The organism is Microbacterium lacus (genome assembly GCF_002812805.1).
In the GTDB taxonomy this organism is placed as follows: Bacteria; Actinomycetota; Actinomycetes; order Actinomycetales; family Microbacteriaceae; genus Microbacterium; species Microbacterium lacus_A.
The window spans coordinates 132,164-157,766 of record NZ_NMUM01000040.1 but is presented as its reverse complement, the minus strand read 5'-3'; the positions used below and the strand labels follow the sequence as shown (position 1 = coordinate 157,766).

19 protein-coding genes are annotated in these 25,603 nt (G+C 68.1%); 18 read left to right on the top strand and 1 reads right to left on the bottom strand.

Annotation, left to right across the window (positions count from 1 at the left end; genetic code table 11):
- Window positions 1-190: 190 nt before the first annotated feature.
- The 11 genes from CGU34_RS13985 to tuf all read left to right on the top strand — a co-directional run bounded on the left by CGU34_RS13985 (window position 191) and on the right by tuf (window position 18,873).
- Entirely contained in the window at window positions 191-1,342 is a 1,152-nt protein-coding gene (locus CGU34_RS13985; RefSeq protein WP_100814522.1) for a serine/threonine-protein kinase, read from the top strand.
- Window positions 1,342-7,347, top strand: coding sequence for an Ig-like domain-containing protein (locus tag CGU34_RS13980; RefSeq protein ID WP_198517814.1), 6,006 nt, complete (start codon window positions 1,342-1,344; stop codon window positions 7,345-7,347). Before CGU34_RS13985 ends, CGU34_RS13980 begins: the two co-directional genes overlap by 1 nt.
- Window positions 7,348-7,384: 37 nt before the next feature.
- Window positions 7,385-8,350: an AAA family ATPase gene (locus tag CGU34_RS13975; protein WP_036299502.1), complete on the top strand. Its 966-nt coding sequence runs from the start codon at window positions 7,385-7,387 to the stop codon at window positions 8,348-8,350.
- Window positions 8,347-9,708, top strand: a complete 1,362-nt coding sequence (locus tag CGU34_RS13970) for a DUF58 domain-containing protein (RefSeq protein ID WP_100814428.1) — start codon at window positions 8,347-8,349, stop codon at window positions 9,706-9,708. Before CGU34_RS13975 ends, CGU34_RS13970 begins: the two co-directional genes overlap by 4 nt.
- Window positions 9,705-12,245 carry a transglutaminase domain-containing protein gene (locus CGU34_RS13965; RefSeq protein WP_100814427.1) on the top strand — a complete coding sequence of 847 codons (2,541 nt, stop codon included), beginning with the start codon at window positions 9,705-9,707 and terminating at the stop codon, window positions 12,243-12,245. Before CGU34_RS13970 ends, CGU34_RS13965 begins: the two co-directional genes overlap by 4 nt.
- Window positions 12,242-13,672, top strand: coding sequence for a DUF5684 domain-containing protein (locus tag CGU34_RS13960; RefSeq protein WP_100814426.1), 1,431 nt, complete (start codon window positions 12,242-12,244; stop codon window positions 13,670-13,672). The genes CGU34_RS13965 and CGU34_RS13960 overlap by 4 nt, the downstream gene beginning before the upstream one ends.
- Window positions 13,669-14,157, top strand: coding sequence for a hypothetical protein (locus tag CGU34_RS13955; RefSeq protein ID WP_036299937.1), 489 nt, complete (start codon window positions 13,669-13,671; stop codon window positions 14,155-14,157). The genes CGU34_RS13960 and CGU34_RS13955 overlap by 4 nt, the downstream gene beginning before the upstream one ends.
- Window positions 14,158-14,467: 310 nt before the next feature.
- Entirely contained in the window at window positions 14,468-14,836 is a 369-nt protein-coding gene (gene rpsL / locus CGU34_RS13950; RefSeq protein ID WP_036299939.1) for a 30S ribosomal protein S12, read from the top strand.
- A 5-nt stretch (window positions 14,837-14,841) separates the two neighbouring features.
- Window positions 14,842-15,312, top strand: coding sequence for a 30S ribosomal protein S7 (gene rpsG / locus CGU34_RS13945; RefSeq protein WP_100809897.1), 471 nt, complete (start codon window positions 14,842-14,844; stop codon window positions 15,310-15,312).
- A 74-nt stretch (window positions 15,313-15,386) separates the two neighbouring features.
- Entirely contained in the window at window positions 15,387-17,501 is a 2,115-nt protein-coding gene (fusA, locus tag CGU34_RS13940; RefSeq protein ID WP_100814425.1) for an elongation factor G, read from the top strand.
- A gap of 178 nt (window positions 17,502-17,679) precedes the next feature.
- Window positions 17,680-18,873 (top strand): elongation factor Tu, encoded by a 1,194-nt coding sequence (gene tuf / locus CGU34_RS13935; RefSeq protein WP_036299944.1) that lies wholly within the window; start codon window positions 17,680-17,682, stop codon window positions 18,871-18,873.
- A gap of 85 nt (window positions 18,874-18,958) precedes the next feature.
- Here the strand turns inward: tuf and CGU34_RS13930 are convergent, their stop codons facing one another.
- Window positions 18,959-19,855 carry an AraC family transcriptional regulator gene (locus CGU34_RS13930; protein ID WP_157811329.1) on the bottom strand — a complete coding sequence of 299 codons (897 nt, stop codon included), beginning with the start codon at window positions 19,853-19,855 and terminating at the stop codon, window positions 18,959-18,961.
- Between the two features lie 442 nt (window positions 19,856-20,297).
- Here CGU34_RS13930 and CGU34_RS13925 point away from each other — a divergent pair, with 442 nt between their 5' ends.
- The 7 genes from CGU34_RS13925 to rplW all read left to right on the top strand — a co-directional run bounded on the left by CGU34_RS13925 (window position 20,298) and on the right by rplW (window position 25,584).
- A complete protein-coding gene (locus CGU34_RS13925; protein WP_100814424.1) occupies window positions 20,298-20,513 on the top strand; it encodes a hypothetical protein in 216 nt (71 codons plus the stop codon).
- Window positions 20,514-20,702: 189 nt separating this feature from the next.
- Window positions 20,703-21,671 carry a hypothetical protein gene (locus tag CGU34_RS13920; protein ID WP_157811328.1) on the top strand — a complete coding sequence of 323 codons (969 nt, stop codon included), beginning with the start codon at window positions 20,703-20,705 and terminating at the stop codon, window positions 21,669-21,671.
- 58 nt (window positions 21,672-21,729) lie between these two features.
- Window positions 21,730-22,998, top strand: a complete 1,269-nt coding sequence (locus CGU34_RS13915; protein WP_100809674.1) for an IS256 family transposase — start codon at window positions 21,730-21,732, stop codon at window positions 22,996-22,998.
- A 633-nt stretch (window positions 22,999-23,631) separates the two neighbouring features.
- Window positions 23,632-23,940 carry a 30S ribosomal protein S10 gene (gene rpsJ / locus CGU34_RS13910; RefSeq protein ID WP_036299948.1) on the top strand — a complete coding sequence of 103 codons (309 nt, stop codon included), beginning with the start codon at window positions 23,632-23,634 and terminating at the stop codon, window positions 23,938-23,940.
- A gap of 8 nt (window positions 23,941-23,948) precedes the next feature.
- A complete protein-coding gene (gene rplC, locus CGU34_RS13905; protein ID WP_036299949.1) occupies window positions 23,949-24,608 on the top strand; it encodes a 50S ribosomal protein L3 in 660 nt (219 codons plus the stop codon).
- A gap of 5 nt (window positions 24,609-24,613) precedes the next feature.
- The gene (gene rplD / locus CGU34_RS13900) at window positions 24,614-25,276 is read left to right on the top strand and encodes a 50S ribosomal protein L4 (RefSeq protein ID WP_036299951.1); all 663 of its coding nucleotides are present in this window, start codon (window positions 24,614-24,616) and stop codon (window positions 25,274-25,276) included.
- Entirely contained in the window at window positions 25,273-25,584 is a 312-nt protein-coding gene (gene rplW, locus CGU34_RS13895; RefSeq protein WP_036299953.1) for a 50S ribosomal protein L23, read from the top strand. Before rplD ends, rplW begins: the two co-directional genes overlap by 4 nt.
- The last annotated feature ends 19 nt before the right edge of the window (window positions 25,585-25,603 follow it).

Sequence of the window (25,603 nt, the reverse complement as noted above, 5' to 3'; positions counted from 1 at the left end):
CGCAGCGGTCAGAGGCTGTGGATCGGCGGGCCGTCCGAGGGTTGCACTTTGTTAGCATGTGTGGAACCCTCGCGGTCGCAAGGGCGGCGTTCATCAGTGCGGGGGCAGTGAGCGTCTCAGGTGGTTGAGGGCATCGGCGCGCGCATCCTTTCAGGAGCGCCGCCGGGGAATGCAGTCTGGGGGACAGCTCGTGGCCAAAAGGCTGCCGTCCGCGCCCCCCATCCTGCCCGGTCTGACCTATGTGCGGCCGCTCGGTTCGGGCGGTTTCGCCGACGTATTCCTGTACGAACAGGACATGCCGCGTCGCAACGTCGCCGTCAAGGTCCTGCCGAGCGACGTGCGAGACGCCGATCTGCTGCGCATGTTCAATTCGGAAGCGGATGTCTTGGCGCACCTGTCCGCGCACCCGTCGATCGTGACGGTGTACCAGGCGGGCGTCTCGGCCGAGGGTCGTCCCTACATCGTCATGGAGTACTGCCCGGGTTCGCTCTCGCAGCGCTACCGTGTCGAGCGGATCCCGGTGGCGGAGGCGCTGTCGATCGGGGTGAAGATGGCCAGCGCGCTCGAGTCCGCGCACCGCGCCGGGCTCGTGCACCGCGACATCAAGCCGAGCAATATCCTCGTCACGAGCTTCGGGGCACCCGTGCTGGCCGACTTCGGGATCTCGTCGTCACTCGCCCGCAGCCAGGCCGACGAGATGCTGGCGATGAGTGTGCCCTGGAGCGCGCCCGAGGTGATCACCGAGAAGACCTCGGGCACGATCGCGAGCGAGGTCTGGGGACTGGGTGCGACGGTCTATTCGCTGCTCGCCGGGCACAGCCCGTTCGAGCGGCGGGAGAAGGGCCAGAACACGCGTGAGCACCTGCGACGCCGCATCGCGCACGCGAACTACACGCCGCTCACCCGCGCCGACGTCCCCGGGTCCTTGCAAGAGGCGCTCGCCACCGCGATGAACCGCGATCCCGACCGGCGATACGCGGGCGCGCTTCCCTTCGGTGAGGCGCTGCGCGGTGTCCAGGCCGAGCTGGGTCTTGACCAGACCCCGCTGGAAGTCGCCGTGGACGAGTGGGCGGCGCCCACGACATCCGTCGACTTCGCGGATGCCGGATTGCGCGGCCCTGCGCGGCCCTGGGTGCCCCAGGACACGACGCGCAAGGCACCCTCCCGCCGCGGTGTGGCGGCGCTCGCGCGCGACGAGGACACGGATATCTCGAGCACGAACTTCTCGGGCAGCGCGGCGCCCGCACGCAAGTGGCCCTGGGTCGTGGGTGCGGCGGTCGTCGTGGCGGTCGCGGTCATCGCGGGTGCGCTCGGCGCGCTGTTCGGGGCGGGAGGCTTCTGATGCCGCGCCGGCGTCGGCTGATCTCGGGCCTTGCCACGGTCGCCGCCCTCGCGACCGTCATCGGGATCGGCATCGTCTGGCCCGGACTCGACGCGCGCGAGACCCCGTCGGTCGACACGTCCGTCTGGGCGCTGCAGACGGGCGATGGTCGTCGGTATGCGCGCGTGAACACGGCGATCGGCGAGCTCGACACGGTGCGGACCGTCACGGATCCGACGCTCGTTGCGCAGGGCGGCAGCTCGGGGCCGTACCTCTTCTCCGAGAGCTTCGGCAAGGTGACCCGGGTCGATGAAGCGCTTCCCGTCGACCTCGACGACGAGGCTCTGCGTGACTCGCCGTCAACTCCCGAGGGGACGACGGATGTCTCGGTCGCGGGCGACTTCGTGGCGTACCTCACCGACACGGGCGCTGTGTGGGTCGGCCGGCTGAGCGACAGTGCGCCCACACAGGTGGATCCGGACGACAGCTCGGGTGATGACTCCGAAGAGGGGCCGCAATACGCGGCCGATGCGATCGCGGTCGATGATGCCGGCATCCTGTACAGCTATTCGGAGCAGGGCGGCGCCGTCCTGCGGTACGACATCGGCACCCGCACCATCCGCGGGGTCGATGATGCCGTGATCGATGCGACCGACCCGGCGATCTCGGCGGCTTCGGGGGTGTGGTTCGTCGTCGACCTCGACACGGGCCTGGCCTGGCGGAAAGATGCGGCCGAGCCGATCGAGACCGATACCCTCAGCGGTCGCGTGATCAGCCGGCCGTCCACCTCAGCGGACGCCGTGTACCTCGCGGACGAGACACGTCTGGTGCGGTTGGACGTGAGCGGAGCGCCGGCGATCCGCGAGCTCGGCACCGGACAGGAGGTGCTCGGCACCCCCGCGCGACCCGTGACGGTCGACGGCACGACCTACGCCGCCTGGCTGGCGCCCTCGGGCGGGGGCGTCTTGTGGAACTCGAGCGCGGGGGAGTCCGTGCTCGACTACGCCGGCCTCGAACTGGATGACCAGCGCCGCCCGTCCTTCCTCCTCGGCGAGGGCGTCGTGGCGTTGAACGAGACACGTTCCGGATGGGTGTGGACCCTCCCCGACGGACAGCTGGTGGCGACGAGCCAGGACTGGTCGCTCGATGATCGCGTCGATCCGACGATAGAAGACGCGCAGGAAGAGGCCCCGGTCGTTCTCGATCCGAAGCCCCCGGTTGCCGAGCCGGACGCGTTCGGCGTGCGTTCGGGAGCGCTCGTCGTGCTGCCCGTGCTGTTGAACGATCACGATCCCAACGAAGACGTGCTGAGCATCGATCCCGCATCGGTCAGCGGGCTCGACCCCGGGTTCGGCGAGATCACGATCATCGACAGCGGGCAGCGGCTCGCCGTCCGGGTCGCCGACGGCGCGCGCGGCTCGGGCTCGTTCACGTACCGCGTCAGCGACGGCACGGCCGTCGACGGCCTCTATTCCGAGCCGACGACCGTCGCGCTCACCGTCGAACCCGAGGCGGCGAACGCCGCGCCGGAGTGGTGCGGGAGTGTCGGATGCCTGGCCGAATGGCCGACGCCCGAGGTTGCGACGGGCGGCACGGTCTCGGTGCCCGTGCTGACCGGTTGGGTCGATCCCGACGGGGACCCGCTGCTCTTGCTTTCCGTTGAGAATCCCTCCGGAGTGGGCGTGGTGACGGCTTCCCCCTCCGGCGAGGTCGTCTACCAGCACGCGGACGACGGCTCGGGTGCCGCGCAGCTCATCGAGCTCCAGGTCACCGTCGCGGATACGCGCGGGGCGGTCGCGACCAAGCCGCTGACGGTCCGCGTCTCGACTGGGCCGCGGCTGCAGGTCCAATCCTTCGCCGTCGTCGACACGGTCGGCGCGGGACTCACGGTCGATGTCTCTCCGCACGTCACCGGAACGGCGGGTGAGCTGACACTCACTGCTGTGCGCGTCCTCGACGATGCCCCCGCCAGCGTCGTCGCGACCCCCGGCGGCACCGCATTCGACATCACGGCAGAGCAGCCCGGCACGTACCGGGTGAGCTTCTCGGTCGGCGACGGAACGAGCGAGGTCACGGGCACGGCGCGCATCACTCTGCTCGCCGACGACGCGGCCGCGCAGCTGGCGACGGCCCCCGTCGTCGCGTTTGTGCACCCGCGCGAAGACGCGACCGTCGATGTCTTCGCGGCGGTCTCGAACCCCACGCGGCGGGTGCTGTTGCTGAGCGATGCGGTTCCCCGCATCGACGCGGGGGCATCGCTCAGCGTCGACGTGGTCGGACAGAACTCGATGCGCGTCTCGGGAACGACGGCAACAGGCGATCCCGGCCGGCTCGGCACCGTCTCGTACGTCGTGAGTGATGGAACGTCGGATGCCGGGGCGCGCGTCGTCGGCGAGGCGACCGTCTATCTGTTGCCCCCCGCGCCCGAGCTCGCCCCCATCGCCGTCGGCGACTCGGTCGTCGTCCGACAGGGCGCGCAGGTCGACATCCCGGTGCTCACGAACGATGTCGCCCCGTCGGGGTCGGGTCTGACGCTGAACCCGGCCGCGGTCGTGTCGTCGACCTCCGAGGGTCTTGCCTTCGCCTCGGGGGGAGTTCTGCGCTATCTCGCCCCCGAGACCCCGGGCGAGTACGTCGTGCAGTACGGCGTATACGCGACGGGCGCGCCGGCCCTGACCGACACGGCCGAGGTGCGCATAACCGTCCAATCCGACGACGCCAACCGCGATCCGCTCCCCGAGACCCTCGAGGGGCGTGTGCTGAGCGGGCAGACGACCACCATTCCGTTCGACTCGTTCGGCGTCGACCCCGACGGCGACGCGGTCGCCCTGGACGCGGTGCTCAGCCAGCCGGATTCCGGGGCCGCATCCATCTCGGCGGATGGCGCGTCCATCGTCTACTCCAGCGTCGCCGGCTTCCGGGGGCAGGTCTCGTTCCGCTACCGGGTGGTGGATGCCTCGGGCGCGACGGGCAGCGGTACGGTCCGCGTCGGCGTCCTCGACGGCCAGTCCAATCCCGGTCCCGTGACCTTCACCGACTACGTCCAGGTGCAGGTGGGAACAGAGAACGTCATCGATGTCAGTCCCCTCGCGAACGACATCGACCCGACCGGCGGCACGCTGCGCGTGACGGGCGTCCAGCCCGATCTGCCCCCGACGCTCGAGGATGGGTCGGCGAGCGACGAGTACGAGCGGCTCGAGAGTCTCGTCCGGACCGTCGATGAAGCCACGATCGCCGTGACGGCGAGCTCGGAGCCGGGCACGATGTCGTTCCTGTACGACGTCGAGAGCGACTCGGGGAACACCGCGCGCGGACTGGTGGTGGTCCGGGTCGTGCGTGAGGCGGTGCCCGACTATCCCGTTGTCGCCGATACCGTGCTGACCGCCGAGACCCGGGACGGTTTCGTGCAGGGCGTCGACGTGGTCTCGGGCAAAGTTCGCTGGACGGGTGGCGAGATCTCGGGGCTCACGCTGTCGCTGTGGGGTGCGCCCGCCGACCTTGAGGTCGACGGCACGACGATCTCGGGGCCCCTTCCGCTGACGGGTCGGATCATCGCGTTCGAGCTCACCGGTGAGGGTGCATCCGGCCCCGTCACCACGTACGGCTTCCTCCGTATTCCCGGCGAGCGCGACGTCAAGCTCGCCCTGCGCGGCGGCGCGAGCGCGCAGGAAGTGACCGAGGGGCGCTCGAAGAACATCGATATGGCCGGACTCGTTCCCGTTCCGGACGGTACGAGGCTGCAGGTTTCGCCCGACGTTTCGGCCTCGGGTGCGCGGCCGCAGGGATCGTGCGAACTCGTCTCGGGTACGACCGTCCGCTACGAGGCGGGGTTGGCTGCGCCGTGGGCGGATGCGTGTTACGTGCCGGTGCGTCTGGCGGGTACGCAGGAGTGGAGCGTCGTCGCCGTCCCGATCCGCGTGCTCGCCGTGGCTCCGCAGCCTCAGCTCCGCAGCGGGGCATTGACGATTGCGCCCGGAGCCAGCGCCGACTTCGATCTGCGGACGCTCACGAGCTGGCAGGGCCGTGACGAATGGGATCGGATCGCCTACGCGATCGAGTACACCGGGTCGTCGTTCGTGATCGACGCGGAAGACGGACGGCTGACGATAACGGGCACCGACCGTGCCGTGCCCGGCACGCAAGAGGCCATCACCGTCTCGATCACGAGCCACACGGGAGTCGAACCCGTGCGCTTGCTGCTGCGGGTCGGCGCGGTGCCATCGTCGCTGCCCGTCGGAGGAACGCTCGCCCAGCAGTGCTCCCAAGCGGGCGGATCGTCATGTGTGATTCCCGTCGTCGGGGCGGCCGGCGAGGTCAACCCGCTGCCGGGCACGCCGCTCGAGGTCATCGGCGTCGCGGCGACGGGTGCGTGTGTCGGCGTGACGTTCTCGGTCGCGTCGGCCGGAAGCGTCCTCGCCGAGTGGACCGAGGATGCCCCGGGTGCCACGTGCACAGCGTCCTTCACTCTGCGCGATGCGCAGGGACGCACAACCGGCGGTGGGCGCGATGGTGCTCTGTTGCTCGATCTGCAGGGGTATCCGCAAGCCCCGACGAGCGTCCGCCAGGTCGCCTACGCCGACGGTGCGGTGACGCTGCGGATCGATCCCGGCGCCGCGAACCAGGCGTATCCCGCGTTGAGCGAGTTCGTCGTCCGGTCTTCGGCATCCGGCGCGGGAACCGGCTCGGCGTCTGGAACGGTCGTCGCGACCTGCTCGGTCGAGGGGATCTGCCCGAGCATCTCCGCGCCGAACGGCGCCGAACGAACGTACGAGGTCGTCTCCGTCAACGCGATCGGCGAGTCGCGAACGAGTGTCAGCACCGTGGCGTGGGCGTACGACACCCCCGCCGCCCCGCGCTCGGTCACGTGGGCCCCCGTCGTCACCGGGGGAGAGGGCGGTCTGATCAGCCTCGCGATCGAGGGGATCGACCAGGCCAAGACCGGTTCCGTGCAGATCACCAGCGCGGCCGGGGAGACGGTGGTGGTCGACCTGCCGAGCGGTCGTGACACGCTCACGGTTCCGTCCTTCCGCGTGGGCGCGAACACCTCCACGACCGTCGTCGTCACCCCGCAGTCCCGCTTCCCGCTACCGCCCGGCCTCACCGGCACCGCGTCGGGAGCGTCCGTTGCGATCCAAGCGAACGGCATCGGGGCGCCGACCGGCATCTCGCTGTCGCTGTCGTCGACAGCCAACGGCAATGGAACCTCGACGATCAACGCACAGGCCACTGCGGCATCCGGTGGCGACGGGTCCACCCTGCGGCTGGGCGTTTCGCGCGCCGACGAGACGTGCTCGCCGACCAGCGCCGACGGTTCGGCCGTGTTCACCGTGCCGGACGGGCTCGAGTACGCCTTCACCGCCTGCGCCGTATCGCGCTTCGCGGGCGAAACCTTCGGATCGGCGTCCGTGCAACAGTCGGTGCGCGCCGTGCAGAGCACCGCGCCGCCGGAGGGCTATACCTTCGTCGTGTCGCCGACACCGGATGTCGAGACGAACGGCGCCCGGTGGGTCATCCGGGATCTGCCGACGTCGAGCGAGGACGCGCCGACCCTCAACGTGCCGCAGTTCGAGGGCGCCCCGCCGAACCCGGTCTTCGATGTCGACCCCGGGATCCGCGTGCGGTACACGCATACGCAGTGGGGTACATCGAGCGAGTGGGCCCCCGTCACGCCCGCCTCGGGCAGCGCGCCGTTCCAGGTGCAGGCTTCGTGGCAGGTCGCATCGTGCGCCGGGGGCGAGCCGTTGCAGCTCGCCGGCTCGTCGACCGAGGGGCGCGCTGATATCGAATTCGATAGCAGCTCGGCCGTCTTCGAGGACGCGGCCGGCAACGCCCTGGTGTTCGATCCTGCTGTCGGGATCGTTCCTTTCGGTGCGGTGTCCGTCCGCGACATCGGGGTCACGGCGTCGTGGGATTCGCAGGGTTGGGGTCTCGCTGCCGCTTCCGCGGCCTTCGGCGGCGCCTGCACCACGAACAACCCCGTGCCCGAGCCGCCGGTTGAGCAGCCTCCCGTGGAGCCCGCGCCATGATCCTCGACATCCGAACCCCGAAGAAAGAGTCGTTCTCATGAGCGTGACCCAGGACCAGGCGACATGGTTCGCGCAGACCTTCTCGCAGCTCGCCGACAACGTCGAGCGCGCGGTGCTCGGCAAGCGCCACGTCATCGAGCTCGTGCTCACCGCCATGATCAGCGATGGACACGTTCTGCTGGAGGACGTCCCGGGCACGGGCAAGACGTCGCTCGCGCGGGCCCTCGGGCAATCGGTGCAGGGCACCAACACCCGCATCCAGTTCACCCCGGATCTTCTCCCGGGCGATATCACGGGCATCACGGTCTACGACCAGAAGACGGGCGCCTTCGAGTTCCACGCCGGCCCCGTGTTCGCCAACATCGTGCTGGCGGACGAGATCAACCGCGCGAGCCCCAAGACCCAGTCCGCCCTGCTCGAGGTGATGGAAGAGGGCAGCGTCACGATCGATGGCATCAGCCGTCCGGTCGGCGATCCCTTCCTCGTGATCGCGACGCAGAACCCGGTCGAGCAGGCCGGCACGTACCGCCTCCCCGAGGCGCAGCTCGACCGGTTCCTGCTGAAGACGTCGCTCGGATACCCCGACCACGCCTCGACCGTCCGCATCCTGAGCGGCGCCGCCGTCCCGACCTCCGAGCTGACGGCGATCGTCGCGCCGCAGGCACTCATCGGGATGGCCGACATCGCAAAAGAGGTGTACATCGATGCGTTGGTGCTCGACTACATCGCGCGCCTCGTCGATGCGACCCGCTCGGCCGACCAGGTTCGCCTGGGCGTCAGCATCCGCGGAGCACTCGGGCTGACGCATGTCAGCAAGACACGGGCGGCGTCTCGCGGACGCACCTACGTCACGCCCGACGACGTCAAGTCGCTCGCGGTCGCGGTGCTCTCGCACCGCCTGATCCTGCATCCCGAGGCCGAGTTCGACGGGGTCAGCCCCGAGTCCGTGATCGGGCAGGTTCTGCTCGACGTCGCCCCACCGACCCAGCGTGAGCCCGGATGACCGTAAGCAACGAGGCACCTGCAACCCGGACGTCGGCGTCGTCCGGGCCATCGGCGCGCACGCGCGTCACGACGACCGCGCGGGGTGAGCGCGGCGCCCGAGCCGGCGTGTGGGTCGTGACGGCGGCCCGCGCGGTAGCGGCGGGTGTCCGTGCTGTCGCGGACCGCGCGGGCGGCGCGGTCATGCCCGCGGGCTGGCTCGTGCTGGCGGCGGCGACCCTCGGCCTCGGTCTCGGTGCCGCCTTCGGATGGGTCGAGTGGCTGGTCGCCGGCTTCGCATCCCTCGTCATGCTCGTGCTCTGCGTGCCCTTCCTGTTTGGCGCGCGCGCCTACGACGTCGTGGTGCGCCTCGCCCACGAGCGGGTTGTCGTGGGCGGTGAGCTGACGGGCGAGATCGTCATACGAAATCGCGGTCGCTCGACGGCGCTGCCGGGTCGTCTCGACCTGCCCGTCGGGGACGGGCTGGTCGAATTGGGAGTGCCCCTCATGCGCGCCGGGCACTTCGTCGCGCAGCCGTTGACGATTCCGGCCCTGCGTCGGGGGATCATCACGGTCGGTCCGCCCACCGCCGTCCGTACGGATCCCGTGGGGCTCCTCCGACGCGAGCGCGCCTGGGACGACATCCGTCGCGTGTACGTGCACCCCCGAACCGTCGCTGTGCCGTCCACGAGCGCGGGTCTCGTGCGCGATCTCGAGGGCCAGCCGACGCGCCGCCTCGTGGACGCGGACATGTCGTTCCACGCCATCCGCGAGTACGCGCCCGGGGATGCGCGCCGGCAGATCCACTGGAAGTCCACGGCCAAGACCGGGCAACTCATGGTGCGGCAGTTCGAAGAGTCGCGACGCTCCCGGATGGCGGTCATGCTCGGCCTTTCCGAGAAGGAGTTCGCCGACGCCGACGAGTTCGAGCTGGCCGTCAGTGCCGCCGCGTCGCTGGGCGTGCAGGCGGTGCGCGACGGACGCGACCTCGACGTCGTGACGGGGGCGGAGATTCCGCGCGTCGTGCGGGGACGGTTGCGGGCCATCCGTGACATCTCGGCGGCATCGCCGCGCGCCCTGCTCGACGGATTCTGCACCGTCGAAGCCTTCGAGAACACGATGCCGCTGGAGGGTATCTGCCGGTTGACGGCGGAGACCAAGAACGACTTGTCGATAGCCCTCATCGTCTGCGGGTCGCGCGTCACGACGCCGACCCTGCGTCGCGCGGCTCTGGCCTTCCCCGCCGACACCGCCGTGATCGCCGTGGTGTGTGACGAACGCGCGCACCCGAGGATGCAGGGCATCGGCGGTTTCACCGTCCTCACCATCGGAGTGCTCGACGATCTCGCGAGCCTCATGCTGCGCGGAGCGGGCGCGTGACGGCGCGCGTGGGCAGCCCGCTGCGGCAGCGGAGCAGAACGCGATCCGGTGCTCGAATCGTTGCGGGCAGCCTCTACGTCGCGACCATCACGGTGCTGGCCGCCGTCGCCGCGTGGCCGATCTACCGCTCGCTCGCGTTCCTCATCCTCGTGCTCGCCGCCGCCGTGGTCGGCACGGCGATCGCGACCACGGCGCGCGCGCTCCGGTGGCCCGGGTGGTTCACCGGGCTCGTGGCTTTCGGCAGTCTGATGGTGCTCGGCGTGCCGGTTGCCGTGCCGTCGCGGATGACCTCCCTGCCCGAGGCCGTTACCGGGCTCGGCGAGGTGCTGTTCGGGAGCATCACGGCGTGGAAAGACCTCCTCACGGTCGAACTTCCCGCCGGCGCGTACCGGAACCTGCTCGTTCCCGCCCTGATCGTCTTCCTCTTCGGAATCACTGCGGCCCTGCTCCTGGCATGGCGGCGTCCACCGACCTCGGCGCTCGCCGTGCTCGTGGGCTTGGGGATGGTGGCCTTCGGACTTCTCTTCGGCCGGACGAGCGTGAGCGCGCCGCTCGAGATCGGGCCCCTGACACTGGCAGCCCCCGTCGAAACCATGATCGGCGCGCTCAGTCTGGTCGCGAGCCTCGTCTGGCTTTCCTGGCAGACGTACGCGGAGCGCTCGCGTGCGCTTCGCCGCGCCGCCTCCGCGAGCGGGGTGCGTCTGTCGCGCTCGCGCGGAGCATCCGACGCTCGCCGGATGGCTCTCGGCGCCGGAATGATCGCGGTATCCGTTGCCGCCGCGGCCGCCATCGTGCCGGCCGTCGCTCAGGGCGCCGAGCGCACGGTCCTGCGTTCGGGCGTCGGTCCCGAGACCGCCCTCTCGAGCGCCATCAGCCCACTCACCGAGTACCGCACGAACTTCACCGAGCCCCGCTCCGACGCGGTCCTTTTCCGGGTGGACACCGGCGTGGGTGTGTCCCCGGGCGATGGCGGAAGCGGCGCGACGAGGGTGCGACTGGCGACGCTGTCGTACTACGACGGCGAAACGTATCGCGCGGTCGACCCCCGCGGCGAAGTCGACGCCGACCGCTATGTGCGGGTGCCGGCCCGGCTGGACACCGGTGAGGGCACACCGCTGACCGCGGACATCCGCATTGGACAGCTCACGGGTATCTGGTTGCCGACGCTCGGACGGGTGCAATCGATCGACTTCGGGGGAACGCGCTCGACTGCGCTCGCCGATTCGTTCTACTACAGCAGCGAAGCGTGGGGAGGGGTTCAGGTCTCCGAGGGCGGCGTGCGAGCGGGTGACGTCTACGCGGTCAGCGCCGTCGCACCGCCAGCCGTCGACCTGAGTCTGATCGACGCTCCCGGGGCACCGGCGGGCGCTGTCGAATCACCCGAGTCCCTGCAGCGCTGGGTCGCCGAGCACGTCGAGGGAAGCGGCGGCGCCGCCCTCGCGGGTCTCGTCGAGCTGCTCCGCGAGCGGGGCTACCTGTCGCACGCCGTATCCGTCGATCCCGAGTCGCCACCGACGTGGTTGACCGAGATCCCCGGGTATGCGTTCGAGTCGAGCGCCTCGGGGCACTCGCTCGCTCGGATCGACGCCCTGTTCCGCGCCCTGCTGGACCGCGAGGCGGAGGTGGGCGACGCCGACCTGCCGCTCGTCGCGGCCGTGGGCGACGACGAGCAGTTCTCGGTGGCGGTTGCGCTGATCGCGCGAGAACTCGGATTCCCCGCGCGCGTCGTGGTCGGGGCGCGGTTGGCGTCGGGCGAGGGGCTCCGCACCTGCGACGCCGGTGCGTGTCGCGGGGGAGACATCGTCGCCTGGACCGAGGTGCAATCGGCTGCGGGCGACTGGGTCGCGATCGACGTGACGCCGCAGAGCACGATCGCCCCCCAGACCGATCTGACGCTCCAGCGAGACCCCCAGAACGAGACCGAGGTGCGTCCCGAGAACGCCGAGGAGGTCGTCCCTCCGGATCCCGTGCAGCAGGACGCACCCGCGAGCGATGTCCGCGACGATCAGACCCCCGCGGATCTCACCGGACTGTGGGCGGCGCTGCGGGTCTCCGGCATCGTCATCGTGCTCGCGACACTTCTTCTCGGTCCGCTCGCCGTCGTCCTGGCGGCGAAGGCCCTCCGCCGCCGAAGCCGTCGGCACCGCGACGACCCGACGGCCCGCGTGGTCGCGGGCTGGGAGGAATACGTCGATGCGGCCGTGGACCACGGGCGTCCCGCGCCCTCCACGCAGACGCGGGAGGAGACGGCGGCGGAGTACGCCACACCCCGCGCCCTTCTGCTCGCGGATCGGGCGGATCGTGCCGTTTTCGCGGTGGATGCCGTCACCCCGGCGGAGTCGGATGAGTTCTGGCGCATCGTCGAAGAAGAGCGCCGTCTCTTCTCGGCACGAGAGAGCGTATGGCGTTCCGTCATCGCAGCCGTATCGTTGAGATCGTTCACCCGGGAGATCTCGCCGAAGAGTGCCCCCTCGGGCGCTCCACGTCGTCAGGAGAGGAGAACGCGACGCCGCGACGGCGACTCGCGCCCATCATGAACACCACTGAACTCATCACGACCTCGCTGGTCGTCACGCTTGTCGTTTACATCTGGGTGGCTCTGAGCCTCTCCGCCGTCTTCCGCAAGGCGGGGCAGGCGCCCTGGCAGGCGTGGGTACCGATTCTCAATACCGTCGTCCTCCTGCGCCTCGGCGGCCTTTCCGGCTGGCTCGTACTGCTCCTCGTGGTGCCCGTGCTGGGGACGTGTGCGTTCTTCGTCGTGGCGGTGATCGCCCTGCAGCGCATCAACCGGTCGTTCGGGCTGGGTACGGGCATGACGGTGCTCGGCGCGCTCCTGTTCCCCGTGTGGTCGAGCATCGTCGGCTGGGGATCCGCGCGGTGGCTGCCCGGAAACGCCGCCGCGACCCCCGCGCGACGACGCTCGGCGGCGGACGACGGTTGGCGGGCCCCGGAGGCACCGACCCCCGCGCCTCCGGCCACTCCGGCGGGCGGCGCCGCGCTCGCGTCGGTGTTCGGAACCCACGGGCCGGCGGGCGGACCCGATCTGCCCCCGCGCCCCGCGCCCCCCACGATCGACGGGTATCCCTCCGTCGTCCCGGTGCCGGTCGGACGCGGTGGAGCGCCCCTGATGCCCGTCGAAACCGCACGGGAATCGGCGCCCCTGCCCCCGGTGCCCACCTTCCGATCCACGATGCAGACGACACCGGCGGCCTTTGCGCGGCGCACGGATACGTCGACCGCCGATGTCCCGGTCCGGGGGTTCCTGCACGGCACATCCACGGCGGAGGGAGTGCCGGGTCCGCGGCCCTCGTTCTCTCCCGAAGACATGGACGACACCGAGGGCTCGAGGCCGCAAGCCGAGCCCCCCGTCTCGGCGAGGTCGTCGAACGAACCCTGGGCTCCGGCCGCGTCGGCCGCCGTCCGCCCGCCTTCCTTCCAACCGTTCCTCGGCTCGTCGGAGCTGACCTACGAATCTTCCGCCGAGGTATCCGCCGTCCAGGGGGCACCGACATCGGGTGCACCTCGTTCGGCGCGCACGTCGGTGTCCGCCCAGCACAAGCGTCCGGAGATTCCCGGGAACGAAGAGCTCGACGAATCGTTCGACGAGACGATCGTCGTCGCGCGTCGTCGGACGGTCTGGACGCTCGTGCCCACACTGGGCGCGCCGGTGCCGCTGACGGCGGACGTCGTCATTCTCGGGCGGCGCCCGCACCGTGAGCCCGAGGACGGCGATGTGCAACTCGTCTCGATCCCGGATGAGACGCGGACGGTCTCGAAGACGCACGCACGCATGGAGCTGACGCCCGACGGATGGATGATCGTGGATCTCGATTCCACCAACGGCGTGATCCTGATCGGTGAGGACGGCGCGGAGAAGGACGCCGTAGCGGGCTGCCCCGAGCAGCTGACCCCGCGGTTCCTGCTCGGTGATGCCGAGTTCGGACTGCGCCGGGAGGGCGAGTGACCGATACCGCCGAGCCGAACGCGCCGGGGGCGCCGGGTGCCGGTGGCGAGGTCGTCGAAGACATACCCGGGGGTGACACGACCGTGCGCCGCCCCCGCGTGCCGGCGCCGCCCGATCACGTCGTGCTCGCCGACACGGATCACGCGGACGACACCGTCATCGTCCGCCGGGGTTCGCATCGTCGGGGCGCCTCCGCGGGAACCTCCGAGCCCACCCCCGCGGTTGCCGGTGCGGTCGCGGCGTACCCGAGCCGGGTCGCGGCCCCCGTACGAGGATCGCGCAAGGGACAGCCCGAGGCGACAGGCGAGCGTGCCGAGGTCGGCGAGCGGACGAAGCACGATCCGATTCCGGATGCCTCGGGCATCCGCCGCTCTCTCCGTACGCGAGCGCGCCGACGATTCGCCGCACTCATCGCCACGATCCTCGCGCTCGTCGTGGTGCTGCTTGCCGCCCTCGTCGCCCTCTTGTTCGCTGGTGGCGTGTGAGAGCCGCTGCGCTCGTTTGACCGCACGCCGAAGCCGGGCGTATCATGGGTGGGTGTGCGTTCGCGCGCGCCATGTGACGTGCCTCGGGCGCGAAGCGGTTCTCCGCTCCGTGCCTACCGGTCCGATACGGGCAGCGAACGCCACATCTCAGGGACGGGCCTGCAAACAGGTCTCCCCCACGGCATACCCCCACCACACGTGACAGTCATCTGGCGCGTCGGAGGGTCGACGTGAACCCGACAAGATCCCCGGATCGCGTCGGGCGGAGAACACGCTCGCTGTCACCGTGCAGCACCATCAAGGAGAAGAAGTGCCAACTATTCAGCAGTTGGTTCGCAAGGGACGGACGCCGAAGGTCGTAAAGACCAAGGCTCCCGCCCTGAAGGCGAACCCGCAGCAGCGCGGCGTCTGCACGCGCGTGTACACGACCACCCCCAAGAAGCCCAACTCGGCGATGCGCAAGGTCGCCCGTGTGAAGCTGTCGAACGGCACCGAGGTCACGGCGTACATCCCCGGCGAGGGCCACAACCTCCAGGAGCACTCGATGGTGCTCGTGCGCGGCGGTCGTGTGAAGGACCTCCCCGGTGTGCGTTACAAGATCGTGCGTGGCGCTCTCGACACGCAGGCCGTCAAGAACCGTAAGCAGGCTCGTAGCCGCTACGGCGCGAAGAAGGGTTAAGCACCATGCCTCGTAAAGGCCCCGCCCCGAAGCGCCCCGTCGTCAACGACCCGGTATACGGCGCCCCGATCGTCACGCAGCTCGTGAACAAGATCCTCGTCGATGGCAAGAAGTCCCTCGCTGAATCGATCGTCTACAACGCCCTCGCCGGCGTCGAGGCGAAGAACAGCCAGGACGCCGTCGCGACGCTCAAGAAGGCGCTCGACAACGTCCGTCCGACCCTCGAGGTCCGCAGCCGCCGCGTCGGTGGCTCGACCTACCAGGTCCCGGTCGAGGTCAAGCCGCACCGCGCCAACACCCTGGCGCTGCGCTGGCTCGTCAGCTACGCGAAGGGTCGTCGTGAGAAGACGATGACCGAGCGTCTGCAGAACGAGATCCTGGACGCCTCGAACGGCCTGGGTGCCGCGGTCAAGCGCCGCGAAGACACCCACAAGATGGCCGAGTCGAACCGCGCCTTCGCGCACTACCGCTGGTAAACAGCGCCGCCAGTGGCCGGCCCGCACGGGCCGGCCACTCCCGCGACATCCGTCACCACAAGTAAGGAAACCCCGTGGCACAAGACGTGCTCACCGACCTCACCAAGGTCCGCAACATCGGCATCATGGCTCACATCGACGCCGGCAAGACGACGACGACCGAGCGCATCCTGTACTACACGGGAACCAACCACAAGATCGGTGAGACGCACGATGGTGCGTCCACGACCGACTGGATGGAGCAGGAGCAGGAGCGTGGCATCACGATCACCTCCGCCGCCGTTACCTGCTTCTGGAACAACAACCAGATCAACATCATCGACACCCCCGGTCACGTCGACTTCACGGTCGAGGTCGAGCGTTCGCTCCGCGTCCTCGATGGCGCCGTCGCCGTCTTCGACGGCAAGGAGGGCGTCGAGCCCCAGTCCGAGACCGTCTGGCGCCAGGCCGACAAGTACGACGTCCCGCGCATCTGCTTCGTCAACAAGATGGACAAGCTCGGTGCCGACTTCTACTTCACGGTCGACACGATCATCAACAAGCTGAAGGCCAAGCCGCTCGTCATCCAGCTGCCCATCGGCGCAGAGAACGACTTCGTCGGCGTCATCGACCTGGTCGAGATGCGCGCGCTGGTCTGGCCCGGCGACGCCAAGGGTGACGTCACCATGGGTGCCAAGTACGAGATCCAGGAGATCCCCGCGGACCTCGCCGACAAGGCCGCCGAGTACCGCGAGAAGCTGCTCGAGACCGTCGCCGAGTCCGACGAGGTTCTCCTCGAGAAGTACTTCGGTGGTGAGCAGCTCACGGTCGCCGAGATCAAGGGCGCCATCCGCAAGATGACCATCGCCTCGGAGCTCTACCCCGTCCTGTGTGGCTCTGCGTTCAAGAACCGCGGCGTGCAGCCGATGCTCGACGCCGTGATCGACTACCTCCCGTCGCCCCTGGACGTGCCGGCCATCGAGGCCCACGACCCCAAGGACGAAGAGATCGTCATCGCCCGTCACGCCGACCGCGACGAGCCGTTCACTGCCTTGGCGTTCAAGATCGTGACGCACCCCTTCTTCGGTCGTCTGACCTACATCCGCGTCTACTCGGGTCACCTCGACTCGGGCAGCCAGGTGGTCAACTCGACCAAGAGCAAAAAAGAGCGCATCGGCAAGATCTTCCAGATGTACGCGAACAAGGAGAACCCGGTCGACGCTGTCACCGCCGGGCACATCTACGCGGTCATCGGCCTCAAGGACACCACGACGGGCGACACCCTCTCGGACGCGCAGCACCAGGTCGTGCTCGAGTCGATGACGTTCCCCGAGCCGGTTATCGAGGTCGCCATCGAGCCGAAGACCAAGGCCGACCAGGAGAAGCTGGGCACCGCGATCCAGAAGCTCGCCGAAGAGGACCCGACGTTCCGCGTCGAGCAGAACTCCGACACGGGCCAGACGGTCATCAAGGGCATGGGCGAGTTGCACCTCGACATCCTCGTCGACCGCATGAAGCGCGAGTTCAAGGTCGAGGCCAACGTCGGTAAGCCGCAGGTCGCGTACCGCGAGACGATCAAGAAGGCCGTCGAGCGTCACGATTACACGCACAAGAAGCAGACCGGTGGTTCGGGTCAGTTCGCCAAGATCCAGTTCGCGATCGAGCCGCTCGAGGTTACGGCCGAGACGACGTACGAGTTCGTGAACAAGGTCTCGGGTGGACGCATCCCGCGCGAGTACATCGCGCCGGTCGACCAGGGCTTCCAGGACGCCATGAACGTCGGCGTGCTCGCCGGCTACCCCATGGTGGGCGTCAAGGCCAGCCTGCTCGATGGTGCTTCGCACGATGTCGACTCGTCGGAAATGGCGTTCAAGATCGCCGGCTCGATGGGCTTCAAGGAGGCCGTCCGCAAGGCGAACCCCGTCATCCTCGAGCCGATCATGTCGGTCGAGGTGCGTACTCCCGAGGAGTACATGGGCGACGTCATCGGTGACCTCAACAGCCGCCGTGGTCAGATCCAGTCGATGGAGGATGCCGCGGGCGTCAAGGTCGTGCGGGCGAATGTCCCGCTGTCCGAGATGTTCGGCTACATCGGTGACCTGCGCTCGAAGACCTCCGGCCGTGCCGTCTACTCCATGGAGTTCGACAGCTACGCCGAGGTTCCGAAGGCGGTCGCCGAGGAGATCGTCCAGAAGAACAAGGGCGAGTAGCTCGATTTCCGGCCCCTTCGACAAGCTCAGGGCGAGCCCTCGGCTGGCGAAGGGGCCGGTCCACAACTTCACACAGAATCACTTCAACTCTCTCTACTAAGCTGAGAACCAATCCCCGTAGAGAACCGGTCGCAATCCAGCGCCCGGAGGATCTACACGAATGTCCTAGGAGGACCCAGTGGCTAAGGCCAAGTTCGAGCGGACCAAGCCGCACGTGAACATCGGAACGATCGGTCACGTCGACCACGGCAAGACCACGCTCACCGCCGCAATCTCGAAGGTGCTCGCCGACAAGTACCCGTCGGCCACCAACGTGCAGCGTGACTTCGCGTCGATCGACTCCGCTCCCGAGGAGCGCCAGCGCGGCATCACGATCAACATCTCGCACGTCGAGTACGAGACCCCGAAGCGTCACTACGCGCACGTCGATGCGCCCGGTCACGCCGACTACATCAAGAACATGATCACGGGTGCCGCCCAGATGGACGGCGCAATCCTCGTGGTCGCCGCGACCGACGGCCCGATGGCCCAGACGCGTGAGCACGTTCTGCTCGCCAAGCAGGTCGGCGTGCCGTACCTCATGGTCGCGCTGAACAAGTCGGACATGGTCGACGACGAAGAGATCCTGGAGCTCGTCGAGCTCGAGGTTCGCGAGCTGCTCTCGAGCCAGGACTTCGATGGCGACAACGCCCCCGTCATCCGCGTCTCGGGCCTGAAGGCTCTCGAGGGTGACGAGAAGTGGGTCGACGCGATCGTCGAGCTCATGGAAGCCGTCGACGAGTCGATCCCCGACCCGGTGCGCGACAAGGACAAGCCGTTCCTCATGCCCGTCGAGGACGTCTTCACCATCACCGGCCGTGGCACGGTTGTGACGGGTCGCGCCGAGCGCGGTACGCTCGCGATCAACTCCGAGGTCGAGATCGTGGGTCTGCGCCCGACGCAGAAGACGATCGTCACCGGTATCGAGATGTTCCACAAGCAGCTCGACGAGGCCTGGGCCGGCGAGAACTGTGGTCTGCTCCTGCGCGGCACCAAGCGTGACGACGTCGAGCGTGGCCAGGTCATCGTGAAGCCGGGTTCGGTTACGCCCCACACCAACTTCGAGGGCACGGCGTACATCCTGTCCAAGGAGGAGGGTGGCCGTCACAACCCGTTCTACACGAACTACCGCCCGCAGTTCTACTTCCGCACCACCGACGTCACCGGCGTCATCTCGCTGCCCGAGGGCACCGAGATGGTCATGCCCGGCGACACCACCGACATGACGGTCGAGCTCATCCAGCCGATCGCCCTGGAGGATGGCCTCGGCTTCGCGATCCGTGAGGGTGGCCGCACCGTCGGCGCCGGCACGGTCACGAAGATCCTGAAGTAACACCTGCTTGCTCGGAAGTGCCCCTCGACTTCGGTCGGGGGGCACTTCTGCGTTGCGGGGTATACGGGGCCCGCCGCGCTCCTGCTCAGGACGGCTGTCGCAACCGAGCGCGCAGCTCGCGTGGGGACATCCCGTACTTCTGGTTGATGTGCTCACGCAGATGGCCGGTCGACGACAGGCCCGCGAGGCGTGCGACCTCGCGAATGCTCTTGTCGGACTCGACGAGGAGGTGTTCGAATCTCGCCACGCGGACGGCGCGCAGATACTCGGGCGGCGTCACGCCCAGTTCTTTCTGGAACGCGCGTGTCAGAGCAGAGGACGACAGACCCGCGTGCTCCGCGATCGTCGTCGTCGAGATCGGCTCGGTGTGCCGAGCTTCGATGAATGCCTTTGCGCGAGCAACCTCTCGCCGTAATCGCACGGGGCCATCGCCGCGCGACACGCGCACGAAGTTGTCTGCGGCGAAACTCCGCGCGATGAAGGAATCCACGCGGCGTACGACCTTCGCGGCGCTCTCCAGCTGGTCCCAGACCGGCATCGTGGAGGACACTGCCGACGCCGCCCGCATGAGGACCTCGAGCAGCGCTGCGTGATCGGAAGGATGGACGATCCCGCGCCAGTACGGCGGGTTGCGCGTACGGAGGTGCTGCCAGACATCCAGCTTTCCCCCGGCGGTCTGATGTCTCCACTGCAGCAGGTCGACCGCGAGCCGTTCGTGGACGAATGCCGCCCAGGTCCGCTGCCCGCGTGGCTGCTCGATCTCGTAGTCGGTCGCGGGGGCCAGCAGAAGCACCTGGTCGCTGTCGAGCGAGACGCGACCGAAGGATCCGAGCAAGTCTGTCCTCCCCGTCGACACGATGATGGCGAGGTGCCGCCCGCCGGCGACGCGGCGTGCGCGGGGGGAGTCGTGCTCGAGCACGACGAACGGTGCGGACCGATCCAACGTGCGCACGGTCGGGCCATGGCGGCGACTGTCATTCATCTTCCGAGACATTTCTGCGAGGGACCCGGAAGTGGACGGATGATCGGGGCCGGGCGTGCTGGGGACACCGCCCGGCCCCGATGAGGCGAGGATGGTGCCTCGTGAGGGCGAGAACGCGTTGGGGACCACGTTCTCGCACGATGGAGAGCCGACGTGACATGCGTCGCGCGGCGCGAATGGGGGGAAAGGCTCGGCGTCATTTTCCTTCGGGTGGAAGTCAACGGGTTTCGGCCCAACAAAGATGAGAACTCTCTCATCTAAGCCGTTCGAGAAGTCTGGCGACACCCGGCCGCAGATGCAAGTGGGAGCCCCCGTCCCGTCTGCTCGCGCCGCGATCGGGACGCTTCGCGCCGCGCCTCGGGCATGCGAAGGTCTGGACGATACAACGACGGAGCGGGAGAATTGGTGGGCGCGCGCCATCCGGGCGCCGGAGGAGGACAACATGGGCGTTGACGACATCGTGAACAAGGGCAAGCAGATCTTCGAGCAGAACCGGGACAAGATCGAAGAAGCCCTGAAGAGCGAGAAAGCCGAGGACGTCAGCGACAAGCTCCTCGCGGGCGCCGCCGACGCCATCAAGAAGGTCGTGCCCGAAGAGCACCACGCGAAGGTCGACGAGACGCGCGACAACGTCGACAAGCACATCGGCAACCAGTAGCGCTCCCTAGGCCCCGAGGGTGCCCGTTTCCCGGGGCGAGGGTGCCCGTTCTGTAGCGTGAGGGCGCTCCGCTCCTCGGGGGGTGCGCTCCGGCAATCTCCTTCATCCCCAATCGGGCTCCGCAAACATCTCTCCACGGTGGGCATCCCCAGCTGATCGGGACGTCGCAAAGCACGGCACAGTGGACCGATGCGCGCGATCTCTACGGTGGTCAGGAAAACAGCGTCCGTTCCGCGCTCCGCGGTTGATTTCCGTTCCCTCCGCCGTGGGGTGCTCGTGGACGCGGATGAGTGGGGGTCCGCAAGCCTCGAGGGACGCATCCGAATGCGCGCTCATGCCGTCGCATTGCAGGCGCGAGACGTTCCCGTGGCGTGCGGCACGACTGCCGCCGCGCTCCATGGCCTCCCACTCGTCGGCGTGGCCGATGACCGCGTGCACGTCGTGAGTAGTGCCGCGAACCCTGCCAAGTCTCGCGGGGATATCGTGCGGCACCACGTCCCGCTTCCCCCCGAAGACATCGACAGCGTCGATGGATTGCTCGTGACATCGATAGCGCGCACGGTGTTCGATGTCATCCGGATGCTGCGAATCGAAGGGGCCGTGGCATGCATGGATGCGGCGCTTCGCGCGGTGTCGTGGTCGGACGGGACACGCACGGTCGATGAGGCGAGTTCCGCAGCGCTTCGTTCGGAGATTCGGCGGCGCGTGCTGGCGGCGCCGGGCAGCCGGGGCATCCGAACTGCACGTATAGCAATCGAGTTGGCGGATCCTCGCTCTCAGCTTCCCGGCGAGAGCATCAGTCGCGTGAGGATGTGGCAACTGGCTCTCCCCGCTCCGACGCGGCAGATCAGGGTGCGCACGCCGAATGGCGATACCTTCCCGGACTTCGCATGGCCCGCGCTACGTCGATTCGGCGAGTTCGACGGCGCCGTGAAGCTCTCGGATCCGCGCTACACGAAAGGCCGAACGGTAGACGAAATTCTCGCGGACCAGTCACGTCGCCGGGCGGACATCGAAGCGGCAACGGGCTGGACGGGGATGCACTGGGGGTGGCCCCATATTCAGGATGAGTCCACCTTCGGGCGCACGCTTCGTGCGCAGGGTGCGTCTCGTAGCTTGGTGTCAATTCCTGCGGGGTTCTCGTCGTCGTTGACGTAGGAGGGCCATCGTGGGATGACCAGTTGTTTCCGCCAAGAAGCAAAGAAGAGATCCCACGATGACCCAGAATCAGTCTGCCTTGACGACCCTGATCGCAGAAGTCCTCGCCGATCCTGACCTCGCCCATTCCGACGTGTTCCGTCGGATGCTGCAGGCGGGGCTGCAGGACCTTGTTGACGCGGAAGCGACCGCGAAGATCGGCGCGGCCCGTTACGAACGCACGGCGGAGCGCACCACGCGTCGCAACGGTGCTCGCGCGAAGACGCTCGCCACGCCCGCGGGGGAGGTCGACATTCAGATTCCGAAGCTGCGGGAGGGGTCGTTCTTCCCGAGCCTGCTCAGCCCACGCCGCCGTGTCGACAAGGCGCTCTACGCGGTGATCTGCCAGGCCTGGATCGACGGAGTCTCCACCCGCAAGGTCGACCAGCTCGTCCGCGCGCTGGGCAACGACACCGGCATCAGCCGGTCCACCGTCTCCCGCATCTGCTCCGAGATCGATGAGGTGGTGCACGAGTTTCTGCACCGCCGGCTCGATCACACCTGGTTCCCGTACCTGTTCCTGGACGCCACCTACCTCGACGTGCGCCACCGTGGCCGGGTTCTCTCCCAAGCCCTCATCGTCGCGACCGGGGTCAGCGGCGACGGCCGTCGGGAGATCCTCGGGATGGCTCTCGGCGACGCGGAGACGACGGACTTCTGGACCGAGTTCCTCCGCTCCCTCCGCGACCGCGGTCTGAAAGTCTCCACCGACACAGACCCGCTCGGCGTGACCCTCGTCACGTCCGACGCTCACGCCGGCATCAAAGCCGCCGTCAAAGCGATCCTCCCCGGATCGGGCTGGCAGAGATGCCGCGTCCACTTCGCTCGTAACGTCACCCAGAAGCTCGGATCGGCACGCTCCAAGCCCGTCAACGCGCTGATCTCGACGATCTTCGCGCAGACCACCCCCGAGGCCGTGATCGCCCAGTATCACCAGGTCTCCACGTCCCTCCGCGGGTCGTTCCCGGAGATCGCAGACATGCTCAATGCTGCCGAAGCAGACCTCACCGGATTCGCGCCGCTCCCGCGTGAGCATTGGCAGAAGGTCTGGTCCAACAACCCGATCGAGCGCCTCAACCGTGAGATCAAACGCCGCGCCGACGTCGTGCAGATCTTCCCCGACCGCGACTCCGTCACCCGCCTCATCGGCGCCGTCCTGCAGGAGCAGCACGAGGAATGGCAATACGGTGAACGCCGCTACCTCTCCGACATCTCCATGCGCAAACTCGTCCACACACTCCAAGACCACGCCGAGCCTGAGCGCCCCGACCTGTTCCTCACCGCCTGACCCTCACCCATCAAGGAAGCAGCCGGATTGACACCACAACACGGGACTTGACCCGTGCGCAAGGGTGGCCCGCACACGCGTGCGTTTAGTGCACGCTCCGTAGGGTGGAACGTGCACCTTCGTGGGTGAAATGGGCACCCTCGGGCGATGAAACGGGCACCCCCGTGGCTCGGAACGGGCACCTTCGTGGGTGGAACGGGCACCCTCGGGCGATGAAACGGGCACCCTCGTGGCTCGGAACAGGCACTCTCGCGCTGAGATCGGGCACCGTCGCGCGTGACACGCCGTAGGCGACACGCCCGAGTTTGCGACACGCCCGGGCGACACGTAGACTAGTCCAGTTCCACATTCCGGCGTGCCGCATGGCGCGCGCAGGATCACTGCCAGGCAGTGCATAGACCGCGTGAAGCGCAGGTCTAGGCCGCGGGCAGCAGAACACCTCCACAGCCCCAACCGCGAAAGCGGGATTTGCACGCGTGCGTGCGGGGCAGTGATCCGGATGCCCCGGCATCCGGTGTGACATCAGAACAGCGGTGCAGCAGAAAGTGCCAGAGGCGCGCAAGCGTCACATGCGTCCAATGCGTCCAGAGAAATCTGGGAACCGTACGACGCGATATAGAGAGTGAGCAGACAATGGCGGGACAAAAGATCCGCATTCGCCTGAAGTCGTATGACCACGAGGTCATCGACACGTCGGCGCGGAAGATCGTCGACACCGTGACCCGTGCGGGCGCAACCGTCGTGGGCCCCGTGCCCCTTCCGACGGAGAAGAACGTGATCCCCGTGATCCGTTCCCCCCACAAGTACAAGGACAGCCGCGAGCACTTCGAGATGCGCACCCACAAGCGCCTGATCGACATCATCGACCCGACGCCCAAGGCCGTCGACTCGCTGATGCGTCTCGACCTCCCGGCCGATGTCAACATCGAGATCAAGCTCTGAGGTTCGACATGGCTGATATCAACAACAAGATTTCGAAGGGCCTGCTGGGCACCAAGCTCGGCATGACCCAGGTATGGAACGAGCAGGGCAAGCTGATCCCCGTCACGGTGATCGAGGTTGCTCCGAACGTCGTCACCCAGATCCGCACCCCCGAGAAGGATGGCTACAAGGCCGTCCAGATCGCGTACGGGCAGATCGACCCCCGCAAGGTGAACAAGCCCCAGACGGCTCACTTCGAGGCCGCGGGCGTTACGCCCCGTCGTCACCTCACCGAGATCCGCACGGCGGATGCCGCTGACTACTCACTCGGTCAGGAGCTCACCGCGGAGGGCACCTTCGAGGCCGGCCAGCTCGTCGACGTCGTCGGCACGAGCAAGGGCAAGGGCTTCGCCGGTGTCATGAAGCGTCACAACTTCAAGGGTGTCTCGGCGTCGCACGGTTCGCACCGTAACCACCGCAAGCCCGGCTCGATCGGCGCATCGTCGACCCCGAGCCGTGTCTTCAAGGGCATGCGCATGGCCGGCCGTATGGGTGGCGAGCGCGTGACCGTCATGAACCTCACGGTGCACGCCGTCGACGCCGAGAAGGGTCTGCTGCTCGTCAAGGGCGCCGTCCCCGGTGCTCGTGGCCGCATCGTCTACGTCCGCAACGCAGTGAAGGGGGCATGAGCCACATGACTGACTCGACTCTCGCGCTCGACGTGCGGGGTACCGACGGCAAGAAGGCCGGTTCCGTGAACCTGCCCGCCGAGGTCTTCGACGTCAAGACGAACATTCCTCTCATCCACCAGGTTGTCGTCGCGCAGCGCGCGGCGGCTCGCCAGGGCACGCACTCGACCAAGCGTCGTGGCGAGGTCTCGGGTGCCGGCCGCAAGCCCTTCAAGCAGAAGGGCACCGGTAACGCCCGTCAGGGCTCGATCCGCGCGCCGCACATGACCGGTGGTGGCATCGTCCACGGGCCGAAGCCGCGCGACTACTCGCAGCGCACGCCCAAGAAGATGATCGCCGCAGCGCTCCGCGGAGCCCTCAGCGACCGTGCTCGCGGCAACCGCCTGCACGTCGTCGAGTCGCTCGGTGTCGCCGGCGCCCCGTCGACGAAGGCCGCTGCGACGTACCTCGCCACGGTCGCGCCGACCAAGAACGTCCTCGTCGTCATTGAGCGTGACGACGAGATCAGCGTCAAGAGCATCCGCAACCTCGCGTATGTCCACGTGCTGACGTTCGACCAGCTCAACGCGTACGACGTGCTCGTCTCGGACGACATCGTCTTCACCAAGGCCGCCTTCGATGCGTTCGTCGCATCCAAGACGGTCTCCACCACGGAGGTCTCGGCATGAGCGCCCTGAACACGGCCCTGAACAAGGACCCGCGCGACGTCATCCTGAAGCCGGTCGTCTCGGAGAAGAGCTACGGGCTCATCGACGAGGGTAAGTACACGTTCCTCGTGGACCCCCGCGCCGACAAGACCGAGATCAAGCTGGCCGTCGAGAAGATCTTCGGCGTGAAGGTCGCTTCGGTCAACACGATCAACCGCGTGGGCAAGGCCCGCCGCACCCGCTTCGGCACCGGCCGCCGCAAGGACACCAAGCGCGCCATCGTCACGCTGAAGTCGGGCACCATCGACATCTTCACGGCAGTCGGCTGACGGTCGGGATAGGGACGAG